Genomic DNA, 9,313 nt, shown 5'->3' with positions numbered 1-9,313 from the left:
GGGACGACCAGGTGTATTGAATTGTCAGCATTTGGGGTTTCCTCCAGGAAACGAGGTAGGGAAACCCCGAAAAGATGGCCGCCCAAACGACGCAAAGCAGGTTTCAAGGCGGCCATACAATAGGCAAAGCCCTGAGACAGCTCACTCTGTCCTGGGGTCAGGCGTTGGTAGGTGCTGCTAACATCTACCAATGCCGTAATCGACGAACCGGCCAAATTTTCGGGGAGTGAAGATAAGCTGCGCCTTGGAAAAATCACAGCTTGATGGACGATTGTAGTAGAGAGGATCGCTCAGCGCAAGCAAAATTTTGCTACGGAATGTGAAGCGGGTTGGCGGCGATCGCCATGCGGTGCGCTGTTTGTTTATCGAGAGTTGGCCAATCCCGATATGGACAGTGCTTAAGGTCGTATAAGGTCGTATCAGGTCGGGGGCTAGCGGATAGAGGCGCGGCGTTCGGCGGTTTTGCGATCGCGCTCGATCCAGACTTGGGGCGATCGGCAGTCCACCGCTTCGAGGCGGCGAATCGCCCACTGGTTGTATTCTGCATTCAGATCGCAGCCGAGCCAGCGGCGGTCAAGCTGCTCTGCGGCCACCAGCGTTGTGCCCGATCCCGAAAACGGGTCGAGGACGATATCGCCCGGACTCGATGCCGCCAGCACCAGCTTCCGCAACAGTTCCTCTGGCTTTTGGGTGGGGTGGGGGGTGGTTTCGCCCATGCCATTGCAGGTGGTGGGCAGTTCGATCACGTCTTTGGGCTTTGCGCCGCTGGGGTGGGGCAACCAAGCGCGGGATTTGCCCGTCTGATCGACCTTGCGGCCGTAGGCGCTGCTGTCGGCCTGGGGATGGGTAGGGTATTTGAGCGTGTGTGCGCCGTAGGGAATGCGAACGTCGTCTAGGTTGAGCCGAAAGCGGCTGCTCTTGCGAAAGTGAATGATGCTTTCGTGCGATCGCCCCCAGTCTCGTCCCAGGTTTGCTTTGTTTTTGTAATGCCACACCAGCCAACGACAGCCCGCAAAATGGCGCGAGGCGGGGTGTTTCAAATCTGCCAAAATTTCCGAAAAGCCGCAGATGTAAAGCGATCCGGTGGGCTTTAGCACCCGCGCCGCCTGCGCGATCCACTCCAGCGACCAGGCGATGTAGTCTTCCTGGCTGGCAAAGTTATCCCAATCCGCCTTTTTGACGTTGTAGGGCGGGTCGGCAAACACCAAATCTACGCTTTCCGCCGCCAGCGAGGTCAGCCAGGTCGCCGAGTCGCCCTGATAGATCTGTCCGTGGGCGTGGGTGTATTGCAACGAAAAGGGCTGAGGCGGAGACGAAATGGCGGTTGGCGCAGGGGAGTGGGGATGTGGCATTGCGAACCGGGTTCCCTTTAATCCATACTGAGATTAATCCGTAAGTTCAATTGATTCAATCAACTGATTCAATGGACTTTATCTGGCGATCGCCCGCTGTAAGGTTCTGAGCCAAAGCTGGGCACTCTAAGCCTAGTAGAAGCTTTCAATATATCTGAAGCTTGAAGATGTAGAAGCTTGAAGAGAGATGCTTGATAGCGCGATCGCCAGAATCAGGGGGCACTCTAACCAATAGGACACGATACATATCCCTTACGCCCTGTATTTAGCCCTGCCATGTCAGCCCACGTTTCAGCCCAGTCTATCGTCATTCAGCCGACGCTTGCCCAAGCTAGCGCACAGCCGTCTCAGCCCGGACAGTTCTGGATGTATACGTCCGGTGGGCTACTGCTGCTCTTGCTGGGGCTAGGGGCTTACAGCAAGTTTGCTTACGACAAGATCAGCAAAGAAAAGCGCTTTGAGGAATACAAAAATCGGGAGCTTCAGAAAAAGCTGAAGCTGGCGCTCAACACCATCAGCAAGATGGAGAAAAACCCCGACCTAGTGCATTCCCGGGAGTTCAACCTGGACTATCTGCGGCTGCGAATGGAAGAAGAACAATTCCATTTCGCCATCGTCAACCAGATCAAGATCAAGATCAAGGAAAAAATTACCGTTGCCCTGCGCCCGCCCCAAGCAGAGCAAGGAACGTTGGGCATTGCTAGCACCCCGCGCCAGGTGGATGAAATCTTCGATGTTCAATACGATCTGACGGACATTCCCGGCGGCAAAAAGGGCGTGCTGTTCCGCATCCAGATCAAGCTGGCGAAGCTGCCCACCCAGCCCACCTCGGTCACGATTAACCAGATTATCGAATGTCTGCAAACTTACATGAGCCAGCAGGCCGATGACAACTGGCAGCCGACGATTCAAGGGCGCATTGCCTCGATTCACTGGGATCAAAAAGCAAAACCCACGCCGCTGCTGGTGCTGGAGCAATCCAATGAAGGCGTGAATGTCACTTTCCGCACCACGCGCATGACCGAGCGAGCGTAGGTCACGCTAACTCCATCTAATTCACATCTAATTCATCTTCTGGGGTTGGGTTTGCGCCGGGGGGAATAGCCAGCGGCAGCGTCATCCAGAAGGTCGCGCCGCTGCCGGGGGTGCTGGTCACGCCGATCTGTCCGCCGTGGGCGGTGATGATTTGCCGCGCCAGGTATAGCCCCAGCCCGACACCCGTAGAATGACGCGAGTTTGGCCCCCGGCTGTAGCGAGTAAAGAGGCGATCGCACGTTTCGGGAGCCATGCCCACGCCGTCGTCCTGAATCGTAAAGCGAACCAGGTCGCCCTCGACCGTGGCGTTGATGGTGATACAAATTCCGGGGGGATTATGGTTCAGCGCGTTGGTAATCAGGTTTTCAAATACGCGCCGAATCTGCATCGAGTCGGCGTTGACCAGCGGCAAGTCCGGTGGCACGTCGTTTCGCAGGGTGGCGTGGTTTTTGGCCACCAGCGGCTCCAAATCCTCCACGATGACCTGAATGAGCAGGCTCAGTTGCACCAGTTCATAATTCAGCGACACGCCCCGCGTTTCGGCCGAGTGTGCCTCCAGCAGCGACTTAATCAACTGAAGCTGATAGTCGTTGCTTTGCAGCATTCGCTCCAGCATGGCGCGGCTGAGGGGAATCGTGTCTCCTGGCTGGTTTAGCAGGTTGTTGATCACTAGCGAAATGCCCATCACTGGCGTTCGCAGGTCATGAGAAAAGGCGTTCAAAAACTCATCCTTGAGCGCGTTTAGCTCCAGCAGTTCTTCGTTTTTCTGCTGCAACTCCAGCGTCCGCTCGCGCACCTTTTGCTCCAAGCCGGTGTTGAGTTCGCGCACCTGCTCGTAGAGCCTGGACTGCTGAACGGCAATACTGACCTGGGTGCCCAGTTGCGATAAAAATTCGATTTCTTCGGTGCGCCACTGGCGCGGGCCGTCGCACTGATCCACCACCAGCAGCCCAAACAGATCGTTCTCAAGCGTAATCGGCACGGCCAGCCACGCCCGCACCTGAAACTCGGTCAGCGCCCTAGTTGCGCGGGGATGATGACTGGCGGCCACATCGTTCACCACTTCGACCTCGTGCTTGGTAAAGCCCTGCCGCGTTTCCTCCAGATACTCCATGTCTTCGATGATTAGCCCCTTCATGGAGCGCCAGCAGGAATCGACCGATTCTGCAACGATCTGCCCGCGCCGATCGTCCAAATCCAGCCCGATGGTGACGCGATCGGCCTTTAGCACGCGCCGCACTTCTTCTACGGTGGTGTTCAAGATTTGCTCCAGGTCGAGCGACTGGCGAATGCGGAGGGCGATTTCTCCCAGCAGGCGATCGCGCTCGGTGGTGGCCAGCAGTTGCGCCTGGGCCTGCTTCAGTTCAGTAATGTCTACGATGGTGTCGATCAGGCATTGTTCGCCGTTGATTTCAATAATTTCAGCGGAAAACAGCCCTTCCCGGACTTCGCCGCTGCGGGTGCAGAAGTAGTGCTCGATGTTATGCACCGAGCCATCGCGCTGGAGCATCGCCACGACTTTGTTGCGATCGCCTGGTCGAGCCCACAGTTTCAGGTCATGCACCTGTCGCCCGATCACTTCATCGCGGCGATAGCCCATCACCTCCAAAAAGCCGTCGTTGCAGTCGATCATGTGCCCACCCAGCAGCGTGGCGATGCTCATGGGGTTGGGGCTAGAGCGCCAGGCCTTGGAGAATTTTTCTTCCGACAGGCGGAGGGCGGCTTCGGCTTGTTTGCGTTCGCTGATGTCGCGCACGATCACCAGCGCTTCGTCTTCGCCACTGACCACGACCCGCGCTTCATAGTCGCGTAGATAGGGGTCGCAGTCTTTTTGGGCGGCTGCATATTTCGACGGATGCTTGAGCCGCAGTTGGTATTCAAAGACCTGGATTTCGCCCGTGGCGATCGCCCGCCGCACAAACTCCATCCGCTGTTCTGCCACATCATGGGGCAGAACGTCGTAAATGGACCGGCCCACCAGATCTTTGGCAGGCACTAGCAGGTCGCTATCACGCTCTGCCTTGCTGTCCAGGTAAATGCCGTCTAGGTTAATCCGAAACATTAGATCAGGAATGGCATTCAGCATTGCCTGATAGCGCAGCTCGGCCTGCTTGCGGGCGGTGATGTTGCGGATACTGGCAACTCGCACTCGCTGACCCTGATACTCAATGCCCTTAGCAAACACCACGCCAAAGAAGCGGCTGCCATCTTTGCGGATGCCCGTGGCTTCGTAGCTGTAGGAATCTTCGGGACGGGCGAGCGATCGCCACTTTTCGCGCACCATCTCCCGCGACTCTGGCGCGATCAGATCAATCACGGGCATCCCAATCAGTTCTTCTGCTGAGTACCCCAGCAGCTCCACCGCCGCCGGGTTCACGTCCAAAATCTGCTGAAAGTTGTGAATGATCACCGCCTCAAATGTCGCTTCAAAAAAGCAGCGGAGCCGCTCTTCACTCGCCTGCAAGTCTGACTCTACCCGCTGGCGATCGGTCACATCTTGCACCACCGACAGCACCTCGTCTTTTCCACTTACCACTAGCCGCGCCTCATAGTCTCGTAATGCTCCATCCACCCAAAGCTGGTAAGCGCAGGTCTGGAGTTGCCCAGTTTCCAGCGTCCGCTGAATCGCCGCCAGACAAACCTCCGCCACATCCGGTGGCAGAATTTCGGTGACGTGCTTACCAATCATTGCCTCGCGGGGCAGCGTTACCACCTGTTTGCCCTCAAAATCCAGGTAGTATCCCTGGCGATCGAGCCGAAACATGAGATCGGGAATGGCATCCAGCATGGCGCGATAGCGCTGTTCCGCAGAATGAGCGTCTACAGATGACTGTGCAGCAAATGACTGTGCAGCGTCATCTGCCAAGTTGAGCAGCACCTTTAACCGATCAAAGGCAGCCTCGTCTTGGCAGCAGTCTCGCAGTGCCCGAAGATAGTCAAGCCCAGAAACCATAGCGCAGAGAGGGGTTTGTTTGCCAAACCTCCGGTAATTATTCGACCACGTTTCGATAATTCTGAATAACCTTCTAATCTACAAGCTCTGGCTGCGTCACTCCAGAATTCAAAGCGAAGACTTCAGATTTTACAGCGTTTTGCGAGGTTCTGAAGCTTTGCGCTGCGCTTGCAGTTCTGATGAATCGCGAACCGTTCTTGCCGTTTCTGGGGCGATCGCCCGGTGGCCGACAGCCCTCAGCCGCCCCGAACCGCCCGCTTCCACAGCCTTTGCACACAGCAACCCTGATTGACCCTCAATCCTAACCCTCAATCCTGATCCTTACTGATCCTTAAATATCGATCCTTAAATCAAACTTGACCTCGATCTCACACCCGTTTAGCCCAAAATTGACGAAGTTCTCCTACTTTGCCATGAGTTTTGGCTCAACACAGTTTGCCTGACTACGCAATGCCCAATTTCATCTGCGATAGACTGACGCTTGAGTTTGCATCTAGCCGCTTCCGGGTTTGCTGCGACCTTCGCACAGGGCTGCCGCTCGCAGGTGCAGGCCGCTGCACCCCGTCGTGTTTTCGGAAAGCCCTACCCAGTAGGCTCTATCTAGTCAGCCCTATCTGGTCAGCCCTATCTGGTCAGCCTTACCCAGTACGCCCTACCCAGTATGCTCTATGTCCAATGCAGTGCTAGCTGATGCCATGCCGACGCTGTTGGCGCTCGACTTTGACGGGGTGCTGTGCGACGGCATGATCGAGTATTTTCAAACGGCGTGGCGGGGCTATTGCCGCATCTGGTCGCCAGAGGATAAAACGCCGCCTGCGGGACTGGCAGAATCGTTTTATCGCACGCGGCCTGTGGTGGAAACGGGCTGGGAAATGCCGCTGATCGTGCGATCGCTCTTGCAGGGCATCTCCGAAGCCGAGATCCTGGCAGACTGGGGCACGCTGGCCAAGCAGCAGATCGAGCGCGAAGGGCTGAACCCGGCCGACCTCAGCGCCGCCGTAGACGGCAGCCGCGACGAGTGGATCGCCGCCGACCTCGACACCTGGCTGGCGCAGCATCGCTTTTATCCGGGCGTGGTGGAACGGGTGGCGCAGGCGCTCCAGAGCGGGCTGGATGTCTACATTATCAGTACTAAGGAATCGCGCTTTATTCGGCAGCTTTTGGCGCAGCGGGGCGTGGACTTTCCGGGCGATCGCCTGATCGGCAAAGAGATCCGCCAGCCCAAAGCCCAAACCCTGCGCGACCTGATCCAACAGCACACGCAAGACGGCACGCCGCCCGCCGTCTGGTTTGTGGAAGATCGCCTGAAGACGCTGCAAACGATTCAGCCCCAGCCCGACCTGGCGACCGTCAGGCTATTTCTGGCGGATTGGGGCTACAACACCGCCGCCGAGCGCGACACCGCCCAGCAAGACCCGCAGATTCACCTGATTTCCCTGGCGCAGTTTGCCGGAGCGTTTCCTGGCTGGCTGCCTGCATAGCGCCCGCCAAATTCAGCAATTCCTAAATTCAGGATGAGGGGCGATCGCCCACTCAAAATTTGACCCACTCGTCAGATCAAAGCTATGATGTATACACATCGTAGATACATCTCTGGCCCTGAACCTATGCTTTCAACAATTGCCCGCTGGGGAAATAGCCTAGCCATTCGGATTCCTCAGCATTTGCTCAAAGAAATGCAGGTCTCTGAAGGAGCTGAAGTTGACCTGGCGGTGGTCGATGGCAATCTTGTGATTAAGCCCAACATTCGCAAGCGGTATTCTCTGGAAGAGCTAGTCGCCGCCATCACACCAGAGAATCTGCATACTGAAGTTGAGACCGGTGCAGCCTTGGGGAACGAGGCGTGGTAATCTCTCCAAGTTCCTATATTCCCGACCGAGGGGATATTGTCTACCTGGATTTTGATCCAACAAAAGGACATGAGCAGCGGGGACATCGCCCTGCTTTGGTGTTGTCTCCCCGCCTCTACAACGCAAAGAGTTCTCTAGCCCTGTTTGTGCCTATTACCCGCCAGCAAAAGGGATATCCTTTTGAGGTTGCTTTGCCTGCTGAAATGCAGACTGAAGGCGTGATTTTGGCAGATCAGATTAAGAGCTTGGACTGGAATGCTCGACGGGTTCAGTTTGTGGAATCTGCTCCGGAGAGTGTTGTCGAGGACGTGCAGGCAAAAATTGAGTCGCTGATTTTGTAGCGATCGCTCTACAGCAGTGCCTCGGCGTGGTGGCGAATGTGGTCGCCGACGAAAGTAGCGATGAAGAAATAGCCGTGGTCATAGCCCGCCTGTCGCCGCAGGATTAGCGGCTGCCCCGCCTGCTGACAGGCCGCCTCGAACACGTCGGGCAAAAGCTGGCCTTTTTCCAAAAAGGGATCGGCCATGCCCTGGTCAATCAGAATGGTGCGGGACGGATTGGCGTGGATTTTCACCAGTTCCGTCGCGTCGTAGGCGTTCCAGGTTGTTGCGTCGCTGCCCAGATAGCCCGCAAACGCTTTTTGCCCCCAGGCGCACTGCGTCGGCGCAGCGATCGGCGCAAAGGCAGAGATTGAGCGGTATTGCTCAGGGTTTCGCAGCCCGCAGACGAGTGCGCCGTGGCCGCCCATCGAGTGGCCGAAGATGCCAGCGCGATCGCCCCTCACCGAAAAATTCGCCGCAATCAGCGCGGGCAGTTCCGCCGTCACGTAGTCATACATGCGGTAGTGTTCGCTCCACGGCGCTTCGGTCGCGTTCACATAAAAGCCCGCGCCCTTGCCAAAATCCCACGCATTGGGATCATCCGGCACGGTTTCGCCGCGTGGACTCGTGTCGGGAACCACCAGCATCAGCCCCTGTTCGGCGGCATAGCGCTGTGCCCCCGCTTTGACGGTGAAGTTCTCCTCGGTGCAGGTCAGCCCCGACAAAAAGTACAGCACGGGAACGGGATGATCCGCTGCCTGAGGCGGCACAAAGACCGCAAATCGCATCTCGCAACTGCACGCCTCGGAGATGTGGGCATACATGCCGACGCGACCGCCGAAGCAGAGGCTTTGGCTGATTGGGGTGAGGGGAGTGGGCATAGGGGAGGGAGGGGGAGAGGGGGCGAAGGAGTTGTTAAACAGTCTAAGTCATCGATCGAGACGTAGCCGTGAAATCATTTGCGAGAAGAATAAACAACATCTCAAATCAAATTCCGATGTTGCATCGAGCCATAAACTTTTTAGCTAGACTTCCAATATCAAAGCATTTAGAGGTGAACCAATGAGCATTGACATGGGCAAGTCAACCAACAAAGGCACTGCCATGATGAAGTTTGCTCACCAATTCCAACCGGACGTAATTTTGAAGGATGAGTATATCGGTAGCACAATCTCTACAAAACAATTCTTTGAATATCGGAGTAGAGCCAGCTAACGATGCTCAAAAATTTCAACAAGTTGCGTATTGGTACACCATTTTAAGAGAGAAATATGGTGATGAAATCATCACAAATGCGATCGCATCAGGCTGTAAACAACTTCTTTTACTTGGGGCAGGTTACGATACCAGATTTTTTCGTATTTCCTCAATCCAAAAGGGTGCCGTTGCTACGTTTGAAGTTGACCTTCCCAAGACGATTGAAGATAAGCAGGAGTGCTTGATTGAGAAGTTAGGGCGCATTCCTCCAGGACTAATACTTATTCCTCTAGATTTTAATCATGACAACCTCAGTAGCCTTTTTCGCTATGGCTTCGATCAAACTCTTGCAACGGCTTATATTTGGCAGGGAGTTAGTTACTATCTGCCCAAAGAGAGCGTTTCCCAGGTTTTAGACTTCATCAAACTGCAAATGACTCCTGATTCAGTGCTGGTCTTTGATTGTTGCTCGCCTCTGATGACCTTCAAAAATGACCAAGTTCCAGGTGTGGGAGCCAGTATTGATAAGCTTGCTGAAATTGGAGAACCGTATCTATTTGGTATGTATGGTGATGAGATGAAAGCATGGCTGGAAGAGAAGGGATT

The 9,313-nt window shown here is 55.5% G+C and carries 10 protein-coding genes; 5 read left to right on the top strand and 5 right to left on the bottom strand.

The features are described from left to right. Positions 1-215 (bottom strand): hypothetical protein (locus IGS51_RS12425; RefSeq protein WP_297078678.1); only part of this gene is annotated, 215 nt, incomplete at its 3' end. Between the two features lie 216 nt (positions 216-431). Further along, on the bottom strand, positions 432-1,352 hold the full coding sequence (locus IGS51_RS12420; protein ID WP_297078677.1) for a DNA methyltransferase: 921 nt from the start codon (positions 1,350-1,352) through the stop codon (positions 432-434). Positions 1,353-1,628: 276 nt separating this feature from the next. On the opposite strand from IGS51_RS12420, the gene IGS51_RS12415 reads away from it, so the two are divergent. Continuing rightward, complete coding sequence (locus IGS51_RS12415) at positions 1,629-2,387, top strand: hypothetical protein (RefSeq protein ID WP_297078676.1); 759 nt, start codon at positions 1,629-1,631, stop codon at positions 2,385-2,387. Positions 2,388-2,403: 16 nt separating this feature from the next. On the opposite strand, the gene IGS51_RS12410 is transcribed toward IGS51_RS12415, so the two are convergent. Both IGS51_RS12410 and IGS51_RS12405 read right to left on the bottom strand, forming a co-directional pair. After that, on the bottom strand, positions 2,404-5,340 hold the full coding sequence (locus IGS51_RS12410) for a PAS domain S-box protein (protein WP_297078675.1): 2,937 nt from the start codon (positions 5,338-5,340) through the stop codon (positions 2,404-2,406). Positions 5,341-5,469: 129 nt separating this feature from the next. Continuing rightward, on the bottom strand, positions 5,470-5,622 hold the full coding sequence (locus tag IGS51_RS12405; protein WP_297078674.1) for a hypothetical protein: 153 nt from the start codon (positions 5,620-5,622) through the stop codon (positions 5,470-5,472). A gap of 386 nt (positions 5,623-6,008) precedes the next feature. On the opposite strand from IGS51_RS12405, the gene IGS51_RS12400 reads away from it, so the two are divergent. The 3 genes from IGS51_RS12400 (at position 6,009) to mazF (ending at position 7,531) form a co-directional block, all read left to right on the top strand. Beyond that, positions 6,009-6,821 carry an HAD family hydrolase gene (locus IGS51_RS12400; protein WP_297078673.1) on the top strand — a complete coding sequence of 271 codons (813 nt, stop codon included), beginning with the start codon at positions 6,009-6,011 and terminating at the stop codon, positions 6,819-6,821. Positions 6,822-6,947: 126 nt separating this feature from the next. Then, positions 6,948-7,190, top strand: coding sequence for an AbrB/MazE/SpoVT family DNA-binding domain-containing protein (locus IGS51_RS12395; RefSeq protein ID WP_297078672.1), 243 nt, complete (start codon positions 6,948-6,950; stop codon positions 7,188-7,190). Further along, positions 7,184-7,531 (top strand): endoribonuclease MazF, encoded by a 348-nt coding sequence (mazF, locus tag IGS51_RS12390; protein WP_297078671.1) that lies wholly within the window; start codon positions 7,184-7,186, stop codon positions 7,529-7,531. Before IGS51_RS12395 ends, mazF begins: the two co-directional genes overlap by 7 nt. Positions 7,532-7,539: 8 nt before the next feature. Here mazF and fghA read toward each other — a convergent pair whose 3' ends face one another. Then, complete coding sequence (gene fghA, locus IGS51_RS12385; RefSeq protein WP_297078670.1) at positions 7,540-8,391, bottom strand: S-formylglutathione hydrolase; 852 nt, start codon at positions 8,389-8,391, stop codon at positions 7,540-7,542. 269 nt (positions 8,392-8,660) lie between these two features. Here fghA and IGS51_RS12380 point away from each other — a divergent pair. After that, positions 8,661-9,313: SAM-dependent methyltransferase (locus tag IGS51_RS12380; RefSeq protein WP_297078669.1), on the top strand; the 653-nt coding region annotated here is incomplete at its 3' end.

The sequence above is a fragment of the Thermoleptolyngbya sp. M55_K2018_002 genome, from assembly GCF_015295965.1.
Classification (GTDB): Bacteria; Cyanobacteriota; Cyanobacteriia; order Elainellales; family Elainellaceae; genus Thermoleptolyngbya; species Thermoleptolyngbya sichuanensis.
The sequence above is the reverse complement of the archived record's forward strand: the minus strand, read 5'-3'. Positions and strand labels throughout refer to the sequence as shown.